At 62.1% G+C, this 16332-nt stretch carries 18 protein-coding genes; 2 read left to right on the forward strand and 16 right to left on the reverse strand.

Annotation, left to right across the window (positions count from 1 at the left end; all coding sequences use genetic code 11):
• Together E8E95_RS18035 and E8E95_RS18040 are read right to left on the reverse strand one after the other, a co-directional pair.
• Positions 1-824: FAD-binding protein (locus E8E95_RS18035; protein WP_280352428.1), on the reverse strand; the 824-nt coding region annotated here is incomplete at its 3' end.
• Between the two features lies 1 nt (position 825).
• Complete coding sequence (locus tag E8E95_RS18040) at positions 826-1575, reverse strand: electron transfer flavoprotein subunit beta/FixA family protein (RefSeq protein WP_280352430.1); 750 nt, start codon at positions 1573-1575, stop codon at positions 826-828.
• A gap of 318 nt (positions 1576-1893) precedes the next feature.
• On the opposite strand from E8E95_RS18040, the gene E8E95_RS18045 reads away from it, so the two are divergent.
• Positions 1894-3549, forward strand: coding sequence for an electron transfer flavoprotein-ubiquinone oxidoreductase (locus E8E95_RS18045; protein ID WP_280352432.1), 1656 nt, complete (start codon positions 1894-1896; stop codon positions 3547-3549).
• Positions 3550-3600: 51 nt separating this feature from the next.
• Here E8E95_RS18045 and E8E95_RS18050 read toward each other — a convergent pair whose 3' ends face one another.
• From E8E95_RS18050 to E8E95_RS18065, 4 genes are all read right to left on the reverse strand, one after another.
• The gene (locus tag E8E95_RS18050) at positions 3601-4170 is read right to left on the reverse strand and encodes a DUF1285 domain-containing protein (protein ID WP_280352434.1); all 570 of its coding nucleotides are present in this window, start codon (positions 4168-4170) and stop codon (positions 3601-3603) included.
• 10 nt (positions 4171-4180) lie between these two features.
• Positions 4181-4783, reverse strand: coding sequence for a DUF4823 domain-containing protein (locus tag E8E95_RS18055; protein ID WP_280352436.1), 603 nt, complete (start codon positions 4781-4783; stop codon positions 4181-4183).
• 66 nt (positions 4784-4849) lie between these two features.
• The gene (locus E8E95_RS18060) at positions 4850-5818 is read right to left on the reverse strand and encodes a radical SAM protein (RefSeq protein ID WP_280352886.1); all 969 of its coding nucleotides are present in this window, start codon (positions 5816-5818) and stop codon (positions 4850-4852) included.
• Positions 5819-5907: 89 nt separating this feature from the next.
• Positions 5908-6546: a TetR/AcrR family transcriptional regulator gene (locus E8E95_RS18065; protein WP_179062041.1), complete on the reverse strand. Its 639-nt coding sequence runs from the start codon at positions 6544-6546 to the stop codon at positions 5908-5910.
• Between the two features lie 74 nt (positions 6547-6620).
• Here E8E95_RS18065 and E8E95_RS18070 point away from each other — a divergent pair, with 74 nt between their 5' ends.
• Positions 6621-7754: an aminotransferase class V-fold PLP-dependent enzyme gene (locus E8E95_RS18070; RefSeq protein ID WP_280352439.1), complete on the forward strand. Its 1134-nt coding sequence runs from the start codon at positions 6621-6623 to the stop codon at positions 7752-7754.
• Positions 7755-8001: 247 nt separating this feature from the next.
• On the opposite strand, the gene E8E95_RS18075 is transcribed toward E8E95_RS18070, so the two are convergent.
• The 10 genes from E8E95_RS18075 to fabD form a co-directional block, all read right to left on the reverse strand.
• Positions 8002-8784, reverse strand: coding sequence for a TatD family hydrolase (locus E8E95_RS18075; RefSeq protein ID WP_280352441.1), 783 nt, complete (start codon positions 8782-8784; stop codon positions 8002-8004).
• A gap of 66 nt (positions 8785-8850) precedes the next feature.
• Positions 8851-9207 (reverse strand): PilZ domain-containing protein, encoded by a 357-nt coding sequence (locus E8E95_RS18080; RefSeq protein WP_028627861.1) that lies wholly within the window; start codon positions 9205-9207, stop codon positions 8851-8853.
• Positions 9208-9242: 35 nt separating this feature from the next.
• Positions 9243-10229 (reverse strand): DNA polymerase III subunit delta', encoded by a 987-nt coding sequence (locus E8E95_RS18085; RefSeq protein ID WP_280352443.1) that lies wholly within the window; start codon positions 10227-10229, stop codon positions 9243-9245.
• Positions 10222-10854 (reverse strand): dTMP kinase, encoded by a 633-nt coding sequence (gene tmk / locus E8E95_RS18090; protein WP_280352444.1) that lies wholly within the window; start codon positions 10852-10854, stop codon positions 10222-10224. The genes E8E95_RS18085 and tmk overlap by 8 nt, the downstream gene beginning before the upstream one ends.
• A gap of 13 nt (positions 10855-10867) precedes the next feature.
• Positions 10868-11905 (reverse strand): endolytic transglycosylase MltG, encoded by a 1038-nt coding sequence (gene mltG / locus E8E95_RS18095; RefSeq protein WP_280352446.1) that lies wholly within the window; start codon positions 11903-11905, stop codon positions 10868-10870.
• Positions 11906-11908: 3 nt separating this feature from the next.
• Positions 11909-12724, reverse strand: a complete 816-nt coding sequence (pabC, locus tag E8E95_RS18100; RefSeq protein WP_280352448.1) for an aminodeoxychorismate lyase — start codon at positions 12722-12724, stop codon at positions 11909-11911.
• Positions 12724-13968, reverse strand: a complete 1245-nt coding sequence (fabF, locus tag E8E95_RS18105; protein ID WP_280352450.1) for a beta-ketoacyl-ACP synthase II — start codon at positions 13966-13968, stop codon at positions 12724-12726. Before fabF ends, pabC begins: the two co-directional genes overlap by 1 nt.
• A gap of 169 nt (positions 13969-14137) precedes the next feature.
• A complete protein-coding gene (gene acpP / locus E8E95_RS18110; protein WP_016493661.1) occupies positions 14138-14374 on the reverse strand; it encodes an acyl carrier protein in 237 nt (78 codons plus the stop codon).
• Between the two features lie 191 nt (positions 14375-14565).
• Entirely contained in the window at positions 14566-15309 is a 744-nt protein-coding gene (fabG, locus tag E8E95_RS18115; protein ID WP_179062033.1) for a 3-oxoacyl-ACP reductase FabG, read from the reverse strand.
• A gap of 14 nt (positions 15310-15323) precedes the next feature.
• Positions 15324-16262 carry an ACP S-malonyltransferase gene (gene fabD, locus E8E95_RS18120; RefSeq protein ID WP_280352453.1) on the reverse strand — a complete coding sequence of 313 codons (939 nt, stop codon included), beginning with the start codon at positions 16260-16262 and terminating at the stop codon, positions 15324-15326.
• Positions 16263-16332 lie beyond the last annotated feature (70 nt).

Genomic DNA, 16332 nt, shown 5'->3' on the forward strand with positions numbered 1-16332 from the left:
ATGACCTTGGAGTCCTTCATGCCGGCCAGGTGCTGGATGGCACCGGAGATGCCCACGGCGATGTACAGCTGCGGGGCAACGATCTTGCCGGTCTGGCCAACCTGCATGTCGTTCGGCACGAAACCGGCGTCGACAGCGGCACGGGACGCACCCACGGCAGCGCCCAGCTTGTCGGCCAGGGCGTACAGGTGCTTGAAGTTCTCACCGTTCTGCATGCCACGGCCGCCGGAGACGACGATCTTGGCCGCGGTCAGTTCCGGACGGTCGGACTTGGCCAGCTCTTCACCGACGAAGGCGGACTTGCCGGCGTCGGACACGGTGCCCACAGCTTCAACAGCAGCGGAACCGCCTTCGGCGGCAGCAGCGTCGAAACCGGTGGAACGCACGGTGATCACCTTCACGGCAGCCGAGGACTGCACGGTGGCGATGGCGTTGCCGGCGTAGATCGGACGCTTGAAGGTGTCGGCGCTTTCGACGGCGATGATCTCGGAGATCTGGTCGACGTCCAACAGGGCAGCCACGCGCGGCAGGTAGTTCTTGCCGTTGGTGGTGGCGGGCGCCAGCACGTGGCTGTAGCCCTTGCCCAGCTCAGCGATCAGCGGAGCGACGTTTTCCGGCAGCTGGTGCGCGTAGGCAGCGTGGTCGGCGACCAGCACCTTGGACACGCCAGCGACCTTGGCGGCCGCTTCGGCAGCAGCACCGACGCCCTGGCCAGCGACCAGAACGTGGATATCACCACCGATCTTCTGAGCGGCGGTCACGGTGTTGAGGGTGGCAGCTGCCAGCGCGCTGTTGTTGTGTTCAGCGATTACCAGGATTGCCATCTCAGATCACCTTCGCTTCGTTCTTCAGTTTCTCGACCAGTTCAGCCACGGACTTGACCTTGATACCGGCCTGACGGGCAGCCGGCGCTTCGACTTTCAGGGTCTTGACGGTGGAGGCAGTGGAAACGCCCAGGGCGTCCGGGGTCACCACATCCAGCGGCTTCTTCTTGGCCTTCATGATGTTCGGCAGCGACGCGTAGCGCGGCTCGTTCAGGCGCAGGTCGGTGGTGACGATCGCCGGCAGGGCCAGGGCAACGGTCTGCAGGCCGCCGTCGATTTCACGGGTGACGTTGACCTTGTCGCCCGCCAGCTCGACCTTGGAGGCGAAGGTGCCCTGGGCGTAGCCAGTGAGGGCGCCGAGCATCTGGCCGGTCTGGTTGTTGTCGCTGTCGATGGCCTGTTTGCCGAGGATGACCAGCTGCGGCTGCTCTTTCTCGACCACAGCCTTCAGCAGCTTGGCCACGGCCAAGGAGTTCAGCTCGTCGGCGGACTCGACCAGGATGGCGCGGTCAGCGCCCAGGGCCAGGGCAGTACGCAGCTGCTCTTGAGCAGTGTTCGGGCCGATGGTGACGACGACGATTTCACTCGCTACGCCTTTTTCTTTCAGACGGACGGCTTCTTCTACGGCAATTTCGCAGAAGGGGTTCATCGACATCTTCACGTTGGCGAGGTCGACGCCGGAGTTGTCCGCCTTGACGCGGACCTTGACGTTGTAGTCGACCACTCGTTTGACAGCTACAAGAACCTTCATGGATTCCTCGTTACTCTCCGGTTAATAAGAATGTCGCCAAGACGAGCCTGGCCAGTGATGCAGGTCGGCCGGAACCGACGTCAGCCCAGACAGCGAGCGCAAAACCGCCCGTATCTTGACCGGATCGCCTATTCGGGTCAATACAGCAGAATGCCCTGCCATAAGCCGCAGAGCCTTATCCTATCAGGGCTTCACAAAATTCAAACAAACGTTTGTATTGGACCAGCCTTGGGTGCTGGATATAATGCGCCGGCTCAGGTCAGGGATTGAGCCTAGCCCTCCAACACAAAATATCGAAGAGCCTTGAGGAGATTGACTGTGGAACGCGAATACATGGAATTCGACGTCGTCATCGTCGGCGCCGGCCCCGCTGGCCTGTCCGCCGCGTGCCGACTGAAGCAGAAGGCCGCGGAAGCTGGTCAAGAGATCAGCGTATGCGTGGTCGAGAAGGGTTCCGAGGTCGGCGCCCACATCCTCTCTGGCGCCGTATTCGAACCGCGAGCCCTGAACGAACTCTTCCCTGACTGGAAAGACCTGGGCGCCCCGCTGAACACCCCGGTAGCCCGCGACGACATCTATATGCTCAAGGATGCCGATTCCGCGATCAAGGTTCCCGGCCTCTTCGTGCCCAAGACCATGCACAACGAGGGCAACTATATCATCTCCCTGGGCAATCTCTGCCGTTGGCTGGCCCAACAGGCCGAAGGCCTGGGCGTGGAGATCTACCCGGGCTTCGCCGCCCAGGAAGCACTGATCGACGAGAACGGCGTCGTTCGCGGCATCATCACCGGCGATCTCGGCGTGGACCGCGAAGGTCATCCGAAAGAGGGTTACTACACCCCCGGTATGGAACTGCGCGCCAAGTACACCCTGTTCGCCGAAGGCTGCCGTGGCCACATCGGCAAGCAGCTGATCAAGAAGTACAACCTGGACTCCGACGCAGACGCCCAGCACTACGGTATCGGCATCAAGGAAATCTGGGACATCGACCCGGCCAAGCACCAGCCCGGCCTGGTGGTCCACACCGCTGGCTGGCCGCTGAATGATGAGAACCCGGGCGGTTCCTTCCTCTACCACCTGGAAAACAACCAGATCGTAGTGGGCCTGATCATCGACCTGTCCTACAGCAACCCCTTCCTCTCGCCCTTCGACGAGTTCCAGCGCTACAAGCACCATCCGGTGATCAAGCAGTACCTGGAAGGCGGCAAGCGTGTTGCCTATGGCGCCCGCGCCATCTGCAAGGGCGGCCTGAACTCGCTGCCGAAGATGGTCTTCCCGGGCGGCGCGCTGATCGGTTGCGACCTCGGCACCCTGAACTTCGCCAAGATCAAGGGCAGCCACACCGCGATGAAGTCCGGCATGCTGGCCGCTGACGCCGTGGCTGCTGCCCTGGCCGCTGGCAAGGAAGGTGGTGACGAGCTCACCGGCTACGTCGACAGCTTCAAATCCAGCTGGCTGTACGACGAACTGTTCCGCAGCCGTAACTTCGGCGCCGCGATCCACAAGTTCGGCGCGCTGGCGGGCGGTGCTTTCAACTACATCGACCAGAACTGGTTCGGCGGCAAGATCCCGGTCACCCTGCACGACAACAAGCCGGACTACGCTTGCCTGAAGCCGGCCGCAGAGTCCAAGCGCATCGAGTATCCGAAGCCGGACGGCAAGATCAGCTTCGACAAGCTCAGCTCGGTATTCCTCTCCAACACCAACCATGAAGAGGAACAACCCTGCCACCTGAAGCTGGCCGACGCGAGCATCCCGATCGCCAAGAACCTGCCGCTGTACGACGAACCGGCGCAGCGGTACTGCCCGGCCGGCGTATATGAGGTGGTGACTCAGGAGGACGGCGCCAAGCGCTTCCAGATCAACGCCCAGAACTGCGTCCACTGCAAAACCTGCGACATCAAGGACCCGGCCCAGAACATCACCTGGGTTGCCCCGGAAGGTACCGGCGGCCCGAACTACCCCAACATGTAAGCAGGCACGAAAAAGGCTCCCTCGGGAGCCTTTTTCATATCCACCTTCCGGCTACTCCGGCAATGGCCCGATGGGGAAGAACTCTCCGCCACTCCACACACCCAGCCAGGTAATGCCATCGATCTCGCGCGGCTCCGCCAGTTCCACCAACTGGTAGAAGACGTTGCGATGGATCAGTGCTTCCAGGTTGGTTCGCACCAGGACGTAAGGCGACGGCTCCTGGGTTTGTGGGTCCAGGTCAACACGCAGCGGATGAACTGCACCGGCGACCACCTCGTCCTCGACATTGGTGATGAAACGCAGCTGCTGCTCCCGCCCTGCTCCCTCCACCCGCAACTCGATCGCAACGAAGGGTGCGTCATCGACCTTGATGCCCACCTTCTCCACCGGCGTGACCAGGAAATAGTCCTCGCCATCCTTGCGGATCACGCCGGAGAACAACTTGACCATCGGCTTGCGCCCGATTGGCGTGCCCAGGTAGAACCAGGTGCCATCGCGAGCGATGCGCATGTCGATATCACCGCAGAACGGCGGGTTCCACAGATGAACGGGCGCGCCACCCGGCTTGTCGCCCTTGGGTATCTGCGCCAGCAAGTCACCGGCTTTGCCGGGATCGCTCATTTCAATCTCCTCAACGACTCAACCCGATCAGGCTGCGAGCATACTCTTCCAGTGGCGCGCCGATCAGGTCTTCAGGTTTCTCATCGTAAAACGTCAGAAAACCGCCACGATTGCGAATTCGCGCAGTGTCCACGAGATAACGGGTATTGGTCTCGATCAGCATCAACTGGATTACCCCACGATCGCGCCCGAGCCGATCCAGCAATTCCTCGTCTTCCCACTCCTCGACGGTGCCAATGCGGTCGTCAGCACTGGCGAATCGCGCGTAGAGCAGATAATGCGCCCCGAATGCACGAGCCTGTCCCATGGCCTCTTCCAGACCGGCAGGGCCCTTGGCGCGACGCACCATGGGGAAGTACTCGACGAAACCCTCGAACGCTTCTTCAGCGACCACGTTGGGGCGTGGGTAGGCGGAACCCGGGGGTACGAAGTAGCCCTGCGCGATGTAGATGAAGGAGTCTGCCTGCAAGCGCCAGGGGCTGGCGCGACGGGTCTCGCTGTGGTCCAGGAATCCGGCATCGCTCAATTGCTCGCGTGTGCCTTCCGCCATGTCACTGACCTTCATGCAACCCGCCAGGCCGAGAATTGCCAGCAACAGAATCATCCTACGCATCGTGTGTCCTCCAGGTGCCGGCGACGAAAAACCGGCAGATGGAGAACCAATGCAGCTTCCGCGCCATCAACCGCCAATGATCTTCATCACGGTGACACCACCGGAGAACGCCACGTCCTGCTTGTCGGCCAGCGCCTTGACCAGCAACCGCTGCAAGGCAGGCAAAGCCTCATGCCGTGGTTTTTCCAGCAGGTCGCCGACGTAGTGACGATTGCTCGATGACAGGCAACCGTGCAGCCAGCCGGTGGAGGACAGGCGCAGGCGGGAGCACGTCCGGCAGAAAGGTACGCTCTCGTTGGCGATCACGCCGAAATGGCCTTCACCCGGCACCCGATAACGCAGGGCAGTAGCATCCAGAGGCGCGCTGGCCTGAACGAACTCGTGGGACGTTCGGATCAATGTCAACAGTTCCTCCAGCCCCACGAACTGCTGATGGAAACCGTTGGGGTCGCGAGCCAGGTGTCCCATGCGCATCAATTCGATGAAACGCAGCTCGAAACCCCGTTCCAGGCAGTAGTCCAGCAGCGGCAATACCTGGTCGAGGTTCTTGCCACGCAGGGGGACCATATTGACCTTGATCTTCAGGCCGGCAGCTTTCGCTTCTTCCAACCCTTGGAGCACAGTGGCCAGATCGCCGCCACGGGCGATGCCACGGAACTCGTCAGCATCCAGGGTATCGAGGGAGATGTTCAGCCGGCGTATGCCGCAATCCAGCAGCAGGGGGAGCTTGCGCGACAACAACTGGCCATTGCTGGTCAGGCTGATGTCTTCGAGACCGAGCTTGCTGACTGCGCGGAGGAACGGATCGAGCTTGGGGCTGACCAGCGGCTCGCCGCCAGTAATACGCAGGCGTTCGATGCCGGCCGCCTCGATGAGATAAGCCACGCCGCGCACCATGGCCTCGGCGGACAGTTCGTCCTGGGCCGCCACCAGCCTCTTGCCGTCCGGCACGCAATAGGTACAGGCGTAGTTGCAGGCGGCGGTCAGGCTGATACGCAGGTTGCGGAAACGCCTGCCTTGGCGGTCGACGATCATGGGACGCTCCGGCATGTGGTACACCGGAGTATATCCCTGCGGTCGACACGGCACATATCCGGGACCGCGTTATAGGCGCTCTGAATGCGTCAGCCCGCAGGCAACTCGCTTTCGCGCTTGCGCTTGTTGCCCATGCGGACGCCGATGTCCATGAGGAACTGGAAGAAGCCTTCCTGATCTTCCAGGACATTGCTCCAGAACGGCGAGTGGTAGAGCGCGACAGCGCCATGCACCAGTGCCCAGGCGGCGCAGTAGTGGAAATACGGCGGAACGTCTTCCAGCTTGCCTTCGGCGATACGGCCCTTGATCAGCAGCGTCAGGCGCTCGAAGTTGGAGGCGCGGATCTTGTGCAGTTGCTCGACCATCTCCGGCACCTGGCTGTTCTTCACGACCTTTTCTTCAAGGCGGTCGAACAGGCGATAGCGCTGCGGGTCGCGCATGCGGAACTCGAAGTAGGCGCGCGACAACGCTTCCTTGTCGCGGTCTACATCTGCGGAATGGAACAACGCATTCAGGTCGCGCTCGTAGTCGAGCATCAGGCGCAGATAGATCTCCGCCTTGGACTTGAAGTGCTTGTAGATGGTGCCTTTGCCGATACCCACTGCGTCAGCGATCATCTCGACGGTAACGCTGTCTTCGCCCTCTTCTAGAAAGAGCTTGAGGGCGGTGTCGAGAATTTCCTGCTCGCGGCGGCGGAACTCACGGACTTTACGGGGTTCTTTCTGCATAAAGGGACTGTGGGGTCAAAAATCAAGCCGCGTATTATGCCTATCTGGCGTAAAAATGCACGGATCATCCGACTATGAGCTTATTGCAAGATGAGTTTGCCCACGCCGATGGGCTCCGCTATCTCAACCATGCTGCGGTTGCGCCCTGGCCCAAACGCGCGACTCGTGCGGTCCAGAGCTTCGCCGAAGAGAACTGGCGCCTCGGTGCAAGGGATTATCCAGACTGGCTCACCGTGGAACGTCGCCTCCGCGAACGCTTGGCCAGGCTACTGAACAGCCCAACCACGGCTGATATTGCACTGGTCAAGAATACATCGGAAGCCCTTTCGTTCGTTGCCTTTGGTCTGGACTGGACGGCGGGTGATCAGGTGATCATCAGCGATCAGGAGTTCCCGTCCAACCGTGTCGTCTGGGAAGCCCTCAAGCGCTTTGGCGTGGAAACGGTCCAGGTGTCGTTGGACGGCGCCGATCCGGAAGGCACTCTGCTCGCCGCATGCGGCCCTCGCACCCGACTGCTTTCGATAAGTGCCGTGCAGTACGCCAGCGGATTGCGTCTGGATCTCCACCGGCTCGGCCACGAATGCCGTCGGCTTGGCGTGCTCTTCTGCGTCGACGCCATTCAGCAGCTGGGCGCCCTGCCCTTCGACGTCCAGGCCATTGATTGCGCCTTCGCCATGGCCGATGGGCATAAATGGATGCTTGGACCGGAAGGACTGGGGGTTTTCTATTGCCGCAGTGATCTGCGAGACCAACTGAAGCTCCATGAATACGGCTGGCACATGCTCGAGCACCCCGGTGACTACGAGCGCGTCGACTGGGAGCCGTCCCGTACAGCGCGACGCTTCGAGTGCGGCAGCCCCAACATGCTTGGCGCGATGGCGCTGGAAGCGAGCCTGTCATTGCTGGAAGAGGTGGGCATGGACCAGGTTGCTATAGCGCTCGCCGAACGCGTCCAATGGTTGCAAGACGGATTGGCGCAGATCCCCGGTATCCAACTGTTGAGCCCGCTGAATCCTTTGCGTCGCGCCGGCATCCTCACTTTCCGCCTGGATGGCTGGGACAATCAGTTGCTGTTCGAACGGCTCCGCGCCGAACAGGTGGTGTGCGCCCAGCGCGGAGGGGGAATCCGCGTCTCACCGCACTTCTATACCGAATCCCACGTGCTAGACGAGACGCTCGCGCTCTTACGCCAGATGGCAGACGCATGAGGACTCAGCCGGCGCCGGCGTATTCCAAATAGGTTTAAGAAACGCTGCTGCACTGTCTGGACGCATGGGGATATTGACCGATACTTCTTCTTACTGGCGCGCGGCATCTCCCCCCAAGTGCCCAGCCAGTCGAGGAACCGTGGATCGCGTTCCTTTGTTTTACTCCTAATGGTCTTGACCCGGATTCATCCCCCAGAACCCGGGTTTTTTTTGTGCGCGTTTTTTCGAGCCGCTTCCCGCAACCGCTTCAGGCGCGCCGCGCAAGGGGGAACAGGCGCAGATAGTTTTCGCTGGTCTGCTCTGCGAAAGCTTCAAACGGAACCCCGCGCAAGTCGGCCAGGAACTCCGCCACCTCACGTACGTACTGCGGCAAGTTGGGCTTGCCGCGATAAGGCACGGGAGCGAGATACGGTGAATCGGTTTCCACCAGCAAACGATCCGCCGGGACCTGGCGCGCCACGTCGCGCAGCGCGCTGGCATTGCGGAAGGTGACGATTCCGGACAGGGAGATATAGAAGCCCAGATCCAGCGCTGCGCGGGCCATTTCCCAGTCTTCGGTAAAGCAATGCAGCACGCCGGCCTGCGGCAGTGCTGCCTCACGCAGAAGAGCAAGGGTATCGGCACGAGCTTCGCGGGTATGCACGATGACGGGCTTGCCCGTGACCTTCGCCGCCTCCAGATGCAGCCGGAAGGCTTGCTGCTGGAGCTCGGCTGCCTCGGGTTCGTAGTGGTAGTCCAGACCTGTCTCACCGATTGCCACGACCCGCGGATGCTCCAGCTCGCCCAACAACCATTCCAGCGCCAGGGATTCGCCCGGCTGCAGGTCAAGGGGATGAACACCGACCGAGCAATGCACGTCATCGTAGCGCTCGGCCACCGACTTCACGGCAGCAGCGTTGTCGGCACTTACGCCAATGCAGAGGAACTGGCTGACGCCACGGGCTCGAGCGGCGTCGAGGGCGGCGTCCAGGGAACCACCATGGGCGGCCAGATCAAGGCGGTCCAGATGGCAATGGGAGTCGATCAGCATGGTCAGGCTCCAGGCGCAGGCGCCAAGCTTCAAGCCTGTCGCTTTCAGCCCGGGCCCGGCGGCCGGTTACATCGTATGGGTGGGACGGTCGGACTTGAGGGCGCCGGCGAGATAGGTCTCGATCTTGTTGCGCGCGCCACTGTCGCCATCATTGAACTGGACGCCAATGCCCGCTGCGCGGTTGCCCTGGGCGCCCTTGGGGGTGATCCAGACCACCTTGCCGGCGACTGGAATCTTCTCCTGCTCATCCATCAGGTTGAGCAGCATGAATACTTCGTCGCCGAGCTTGTAGGTCTTGTTGGTCGGAATGAACAGGCCACCGTTCTTGATGAACGGCATATAGGCGGCGTACAGCACGGACTTGTCCTTGATGGTCAAGGACAGAATCCCGTTACGCGGGCCCAGGTTCGGCGGCAGGCTCATACGGTTTTCCTGGCAAGCTGGTTCAGCCACCGATTCTAGCCCGGCCCGGGCAGGCTTGCCCACTGGACCAGAAGAGCTTCGAGAAGCAAGACACGGTTGAGGTTGGCCTTGTTGAGGACTTTCTGACGTTGTTGCAGCAGCCAATCCTGCATGGCCAGGACTTTACTTTGTGGCGCCTTGTCGGCCAGGTACTGCACCACCTTGCGCATATCGTTGAGCCCGAGCCCCGCTTCGTCACGGGTGAGCTGGTAGCGCAGCATCAGCTGAGCCCAATTGCAAAACCAGTCGAACAGCAAGGGCAAAGGCACGGAGTTCCAGCCTTCTGCCAACTGACTGGCACCCACCTGCTGTTTGAGCAGCTTCTTCACACCATCTACGACTTCGGCACGCTGGGTACGCACGCCCTGCCCTTCCAGGCGCAGTGCCGAAAGCGGAGAGCCGCCGGCGAGCACCAGCAACTCGCTCAGCTCTTCAGGCGGCGCATCTGGTAATGCTGAACCCAGCCAGGCCAGGCTCTGCGCCTCGCTCGGCAATGGGCAGGCCTGCTGTACGCAACGGCTCTTGACGGTCGGCAGCAGTCGGCTGGGCTGGTGGCTGATCAACAGCAGCACCGTATCGCCGGACGGCTCTTCCAGGCTCTTGAGCAGGGCGTTGGAGGCATTGAGGTTCATTGCCTCGGCCGGCTCCAGCAGCACGACCTTGCGTCCACCGAGCTGCGCGGTCTGGACGACGAATCCCACCAGTTCGCGGACCTGGTCAACGCGAATCGCCTTGTCCGCTTCCTCTGGCTCGAGTACGAAGGCGTCGGGATGCGTACCGGCCGCCAGCAACAGGCACGCCTTGCACTGACCGCAGGCATCGAGCCCGTTGGGACTCTGGCACAGCAGGCGCGCCATCAGGCGCTCGGCCAAGGCACGCTTGCCGATACCGGATGGCCCGTGGAGCAGGTAGGCGTGCGCGTGTTGCGGACGGCCCGCCAGCTGCTGCCAGATCGCGGTTTGCCAGGGATAGGCCTCAGCCATGGCAGCGCCCCAGCAGATCGGGAATCAATTTATCGAGATTGGCCTGCACTTCCGCCAGCGTCAGCGACGCGTCGACGACTTTGTAGCGATCCGAAGCGGCCTGAGCACGCTGCAGGTAAGTCTGCCGAACGGCTTCGAAGAAGCTGCGCTGCTCCTGCTCGAAACGATCCAGGCGGCCACGGGCGGCGGCCCTGCTCAGGCCGATCTCCACTGGCAGGTCGAAGACCAGGGTCAGATCCGGACGCAAGTCGCCCTGGACGAAGTTTTCCAGCTGGGCGATACGCTCGCTGGACAGGCCGCGACCACCGCCCTGATAGGCATAGGTCGCATCGGTAAAGCGGTCGCAGAGCACCACCGCCCCCCGCGCCAGTGCCGGCTTGATCACGCCCTGCAGATGCTGGGCACGAGCCGCGAACACCAGCAGCAATTCGGTGTCGGCGCCCATGGCTTCGTCGCTGGGGGTCAGCAGGAGTTCACGGATACGCTCGGCGAGCGGCGTACCGCCCGGTTCGCGAGTCAGTACGACCTCGATGCCATGGCTGCGCAGACGCTCTGCAAGGTACTCGCGATTGGTACTCTTTCCGGCGCCTTCCGGGCCTTCCAATGTGATGAACAGACCGCTCACTGGGTGTCCTTATTCATTGCGGGGTGGGGCTGGAGCGGTAGTCGCTGCGGCGCTTCATCTGGAAGTCACGCACGGCCTGATTGTGCTCGCCCAAAGTCTCGGAGAATACATGGCTGCCATCGCCACGGGCGACGAAATAGAGGCTCTTCCCTGTCGCGGGATGCAGCGCGGCATGAATGGCTTCACGCCCGGCGAGGGCAATGGGGGTTGGCGGCAGGCCACTGATCACGTAGGTGTTGTAGGGCGTCGCCTCACGCAGGTGATCGCGGGTCAGATTCCCGTTGTAGCGCTCGCCCAGGCCGTAGATGACGGTCGGGTCGGTCTGCAGCAGCATGCCGCTATTGAGTCGGCGCACGAACACGCCGGCAATCTGCCCGCGCTCGTTGGGCACACCGGTTTCCTTCTCCACCAGCGACGCCATGATCAGCGCCTGATAGGGGTCGTTATAGGGCAGTTTGTCAGAACGCTTGCCCCATTCCTCGGCCAGCACCTGGTCGAGACGATCCCGCGCCTGCTTCAGCAGGTCGATGTCGCGCATGCCGCGCACAAAGCGATAGGTATCCGGGAAGAAGCGACCTTCGGGGTACTCGCCTGGGCGACCCAGGCGAGCCATCAGCTCAGCATCGCTGACATCGGTCAGCGTCTGCTCCAGCTTGGCCTGCTTGGCCAGGGCGGCGCGAACCTGGCGGAAGTTCCACCCCTCCACCAACGTCACGCTGTACTGCACCACATCGCCACGCCGCCACAGTCCCAGCAAGTCGGCGGCGCGCATGCCTGGCGTCAGGCGATACTCACCACTGTGCAGGGACTCGCCGGCCAGGTTGAAGCGCCAGTACTGACGCAACCAGAACGCATTGTTCAGGACCCCTTCCGTCTCCAGGCGATTGAGCAGGCCACCGGGCGTAGCGCCAGCCGGTACCTCCAGCATCCGCTCGGCGGAAATGTTGAGGGGTTGCTCAAGGGTGACGCGCTGCTGCCAGCCGGCAAAGGCAATTAGCAGACCGGCAAGGAGCAGGCCTGCTTCCAGCATCAGCAGGAATTTGCGTATCACGAATCAGATATCCAGTAGATCGCGGGCGATGACCTGAAGTTTACGGGTCAGCGGCCCGACCGGCCAGTGATGCCCTGTTACAGAACGCACCGGCCATACGCCGAAGAGGCTGTTACAGAGGAAAACCTCATCGGCCTGGATAAACTCGTCATAGGTAATATCGCGCACCTCGACCTGGAGACCTTGCGCCTTGGCGCTATCCAGCAGCGCAGCGCGCATGACACCCGCGACCCCGCAACGGGAAAGATCCGCGGTGAGCAGCACGCCGTCATGCACCATGAACAGATTGCTGAACACACCCTCGATCACGCGACCAGACACGTCGCGCATCAGGCCTTCGGCATGCTCGCCATCCTGCCACTCGGCACGGGCCAGGACTTGTTCCAGCCGGTTGAGGTGCTTGAGGCCAGCCAGCATCGGTTGCTCGGCGAGTCGAGTGGAGCAAGGAAAGAGTTGGACACCCTGCTGCGCATTGTTCTCTGGATAAAGCGGAAAGGCAGCGCTCTGCAGAATGCGCCGGGGCAGCGCGACAGGCGGCGGAGCATAACCTCGCAGCCCATCGCCACGCGTGACCATCAGCTTGGCGACGCCTTCACCCAATCCAGCCGAGAAGGCCACCAGCTCCGTGCGCATCAATTGCAGGTCAAGTGGAATACCCAGGCGCCGGCAGCCGTCGGCGAGCCGCGCCATGTGGTACTCGAGAAGCGGGGGTCGGCCGCCACGTACGGCGATGGTCTCGAAAAGCCCATCGCCGTAGGCCAGACCGCGGTCCTTGATGGACAGCGAGTCGGCCGGATGGCCGTCAACCCAATTCGGCATCAGCCCACGAACCGGCGGAACACCAGGGAACCGTTGGTGCCGCCGAAGCCGAAGGAGTTGGAGAGTACGACATCGATGGGCATCGAACGTGCTTCGTGTGGCACGAAGTCGAGGTCGCAACCCTCGTCCGGCTCTTCCAGATTGATGGTCGGCGGCGCCACCTGATCACGCAGCGCGAGGACGCTGAAGATGGCTTCCACCGCACCCGCAGCACCCAGCAAGTGGCCGGTCATGGACTTGGTGGAGCTGACTGCCAGCTTGTACGCATGCTCACCGAACACCGACTTGAGCGCCATGGCTTCAGCGATATCGCCGGCCGGGGTCGAAGTGCCGTGGGCGTTCACGTACTGCACCTCAGCGGGATTCAGGCCGGCGTCGCGCAGGGCGTTGCTCATGCAGCGCGCTGCACCCGCGCCGTCTTCCGGCGGCGAAGTCATGTGATAGGCGTCACCGCTCATGCCGAAGCCGATCAGTTCGGCGTAGATGGTCGCGCCACGGGCTTTCGCATGCTCCAGCTCTTCGAGGACCAGCGCGCCGGCACCATCGGAAAGCACGAAACCGTCGCGGCCCTTGTCCCAGGGACGGCTGGCACGGGTCGGGTCGTCATTGCGGGTGGACAGTGCGCGGGCTGCGCCGAAACCACCCAGCCCCAGGCCACAGGCAGCCATTTCAGAGCCACCCGCGACCATCACGTCCGCCTCGCCATAGGCGATATTGCGCGCAGCCATGCCGATGCAGTGGGTGCCGGTGGTGCACGCCGTGGCGATGGCGTAGTTCGGCCCCTGGATACCCAGGTGGATCGACAGGAAGCCGGACACCATATTGATGATCGAGCCGGGCACGAAGAACGGCGAGATACGGCGCGGCCCTTGCTCATGCAGGGATTTGCAGTTGTTCTCGATGTTCGTCAGGCCACCGATCCCGGAGCCCATGGCCACGCCGATGCGCTCACGATTGGCATCGGTAACTTCGAGGCCTGAGTCACGCACAGCCTGGAAGCTTGCAGCGAGGCCGTACTGAATGAACAGGTCGAGCTTGCGCGCCTCTTTGGCCGACAGGTATTCCTCGACATTGAACCCCTTCACCGAACCACCGAAGCGGGTGGTATAGGCGGACAGGTCCATATGCTCGATAGGGCCAATGCCACTGCGGCCAGCCAGAATTCCCTGCCAGGTGCTCGATACATCCGTACCCAGCGGCGACAGCATGCCAAGGCCAGTGACCACGACGCGTCTACGCGACACAGCGATCTCCTTCTTCAATCTCTACACGGCGGTTGATTCGGATAAACAGACTGTTGAAAAGCTCGGCAGGTAACGCGCAAACCGCAGATTTTCAACAATCGGCTTAAAGAAAAGCCGCACGCCCAATCGGGTCGTGCGGCTTTTCCGCGTCGGGGAACCGACGACTACATTACTGCGCGTGGGCGTTGATGTAGTCGATGGCTTCCTGAACGGTGGTGATCTTCTCGGCTTGCTCGTCCGGGATCTCGGTCTCGAATTCCTCTTCCAGAGCCATCACCAGCTCAACGGTGTCAAGGGAATCGGCGCCCAGGTCTTCAACGAAGGAAGCGCTGTTGGTGACTTCGTCTTCTTTGACGCCCAGTTGCTCGGCGACGATTTTCTTGACGCGTTCTTCGATGGTGCTCATACCGTGTTTTCACTCCTATGGAAAAATCCGTGCAGCTGGGGCTGCAGTGTATAGAAAGGGTTTTCCGCATTTCAAGCAGAACGCCTGAACCCCTTCAGGATCGCCGCAACGAAATGTCTATAACCCTGCTGCACTTATATAGCGAATTCTAGACAGCCCATATGACATCTTCCTGAAGGGATTCGTCACATTCAGCTCATGTACATGCCGCCGTTGACCGGAACGGTTGCACCGGTGACGTAAGCAGCACCGTCGGATGCGAGGAAGCCCACCACCTTGGCAATCTCTTCGGCCTGACCCAGACGACCCAGCGGGATCTGGGTCAGCAGCGCATCGCGCTGGGCGTCCGGCAGCTCACGGGTCATGTCGGTATCGATGAAGCCAGGTGCCACCGCGTTGACAGTGATCGCACGGGAGCCGACTTCGCGCGCCAGGGCACGGCTGAAGCCTTCCAGGCCAGCCTTGGCGGCGGCGTAGTTGGTCTGGCCGGCGTTGCCCATGGCACCCACCACCGAACCGATGTTGATGATGCGACCCCAACGAGCCTTGGTCATGCCACGCAGCACGGCCTTGGACAGGCGGTACAGGCTGTTGAGGTTGGTGTTGATGACGTCGAACCACTCGTCATCTTTCATGCGCAGCATCAGGTTGTCACGGGTGATGCCGGCGTTGTTCACCAGGATCAGCGGCTGACCGAGGTGCTGCTGGATATGTTCCAGGGTGCTGGCGACCGATTCGTCATTGCTGACGTCCAGGACCAGGCCGGCACCTTCGATACCGTTGTCCTTGAGGAACTCGGCGATACGCTCGGCGCCGGAAGCGGAGGTCGCGGTGCCGATCACCACGGCACCCTGACGGCCCAGTTCGAGGGCGATAGCCTGGCCAATGCCGCGGCTCGCACCGGTGACCAATGCCACCTTACCTTGCAGACTCATAGTCTTCTCCTTGTTCAGGCCAGCGCAGCACGGGCGGCCGCGAAAGCATCAGGGGTATCCAGATTGTGGGTGTTGACACCCTTCACGCAGCGCTTGTTCAGACCGGACAGCACCTTACCCGGACCGCATTCGACCAGGTCAGTAACGCCACGCTCGGACAGGCTGACCATCGACTCCACCCAGCGAACCGGGCTGTAGAGCTGAGCCAGCAGGTCACGCTTGAGGTCGGTGAGGTCGGCCACCACGGCGGCGCTGACGTTCTGCACCAGCGGAATTTGCGGCGCCTGCCAAGCCAGCGCGTCGACGGATTCAGCGAAGCGCTCGGCGGCCGGCTTCATCAGGGCGCAGTGAGAAGGCACGCTGACCGGCAGCGACATGGCGCGCTTGGCGCCACGAGCCTTGCACGCTTCGATGGCGCGCTCGACAGCCGCAGCGGAACCGGCGATCACTACCTGGCCGGGGGCATTGAAGTTGACAGCGCTGACCACTTCGCCCTGGGCGGCTTCGGCGCATGCGGCCAGCACGTCGGCATCTTCCAGACCCAGGATTGCGGCCATGCCGCCCTGCCCTGCCGGGACTGCCTGCTGCATGAGTTGACCACGACGCTCGACCAGCTTCACGGCATCGGCGAAGCCCAGGCTGCCTGCAGCCACGAGGGCGGAGTACTCACCGAGACTATGACCGGCGACGTACGCTGGGCGCGCACCACCCTCGGACAGCCACAGGCGCCACAGGGCGATGGATGCAGTGAGGATGGCCGGCTGGGTCTTGTCGGTCTGATTGAGCTGCTCTTCCGGACCTTGCTGGGTCAGCGCCCAGAGGTCATAGCCGAGTGCCTCGGAGGCTTCGGCGAAGGTATCCAGGACCAGCTTCTGCTGGCCCCCCTGCTCGGCCAGCATGCCCAGAGACTGGGAACCCTGACCGGGAAATACGAAAGCGAGGGATGCGGACATTGACTGAGGTCCCTTATCTGGCGGTATAGGGAGATTGACGCCTGGCTTATCCAAGCGCACGGAACTGACA

Origin of the sequence: Pseudomonas sp. BN414, assembly GCF_029871275.1 — a bacterium.
Classification (GTDB): Bacteria; Pseudomonadota; Gammaproteobacteria; order Pseudomonadales; family Pseudomonadaceae; genus Metapseudomonas; species Metapseudomonas resinovorans_C.

Coding starts and splice junctions, on each gene's coding strand:
- E8E95_RS18040 (WP_280352430.1), bottom strand. CDS start 1,575: ATGAAGGTTCTTGTAGCTGTCAAACGAGTGGTCGACTACAACGTCAAG.
- fabG (WP_179062033.1), bottom strand. CDS start 15,309: ATGAGTCTGCAAGGTAAGGTGGCATTGGTCACCGGTGCGAGCCGCGGC.
- E8E95_RS18050 (WP_280352434.1), bottom strand. CDS start 4,170: ATGAGCGATCCCGGCAAAGCCGGTGACTTGCTGGCGCAGATACCCAAG.
- E8E95_RS18070 (WP_280352439.1), top strand. CDS start 6,621: ATGAGCTTATTGCAAGATGAGTTTGCCCACGCCGATGGGCTCCGCTAT.
- E8E95_RS18080 (WP_028627861.1), bottom strand. CDS start 9,207: ATGAGCCTGCCGCCGAACCTGGGCCCGCGTAACGGGATTCTGTCCTTG.
- acpP (WP_016493661.1), bottom strand. CDS start 14,374: ATGAGCACCATCGAAGAACGCGTCAAGAAAATCGTCGCCGAGCAACTG.
- E8E95_RS18085 (WP_280352443.1), bottom strand. CDS start 10,229: ATGGCTGAGGCCTATCCCTGGCAAACCGCGATCTGGCAGCAGCTGGCG.
- E8E95_RS18055 (WP_280352436.1), bottom strand. CDS start 4,783: ATGCGTAGGATGATTCTGTTGCTGGCAATTCTCGGCCTGGCGGGTTGC.
- E8E95_RS18075 (WP_280352441.1), bottom strand. CDS start 8,784: ATGCTGATCGACTCCCATTGCCATCTGGACCGCCTTGATCTGGCCGCC.
- E8E95_RS18065 (WP_179062041.1), bottom strand. CDS start 6,546: ATGCAGAAAGAACCCCGTAAAGTCCGTGAGTTCCGCCGCCGCGAGCAG.
- fabD (WP_280352453.1), bottom strand. CDS start 16,262: ATGTCCGCATCCCTCGCTTTCGTATTTCCCGGTCAGGGTTCCCAGTCT.
- pabC (WP_280352448.1), bottom strand. CDS start 12,724: ATGCCGAATTGGGTTGACGGCCATCCGGCCGACTCGCTGTCCATCAAG.
- E8E95_RS18060 (WP_280352886.1), bottom strand. CDS start 5,818: ATGATCGTCGACCGCCAAGGCAGGCGTTTCCGCAACCTGCGTATCAGC.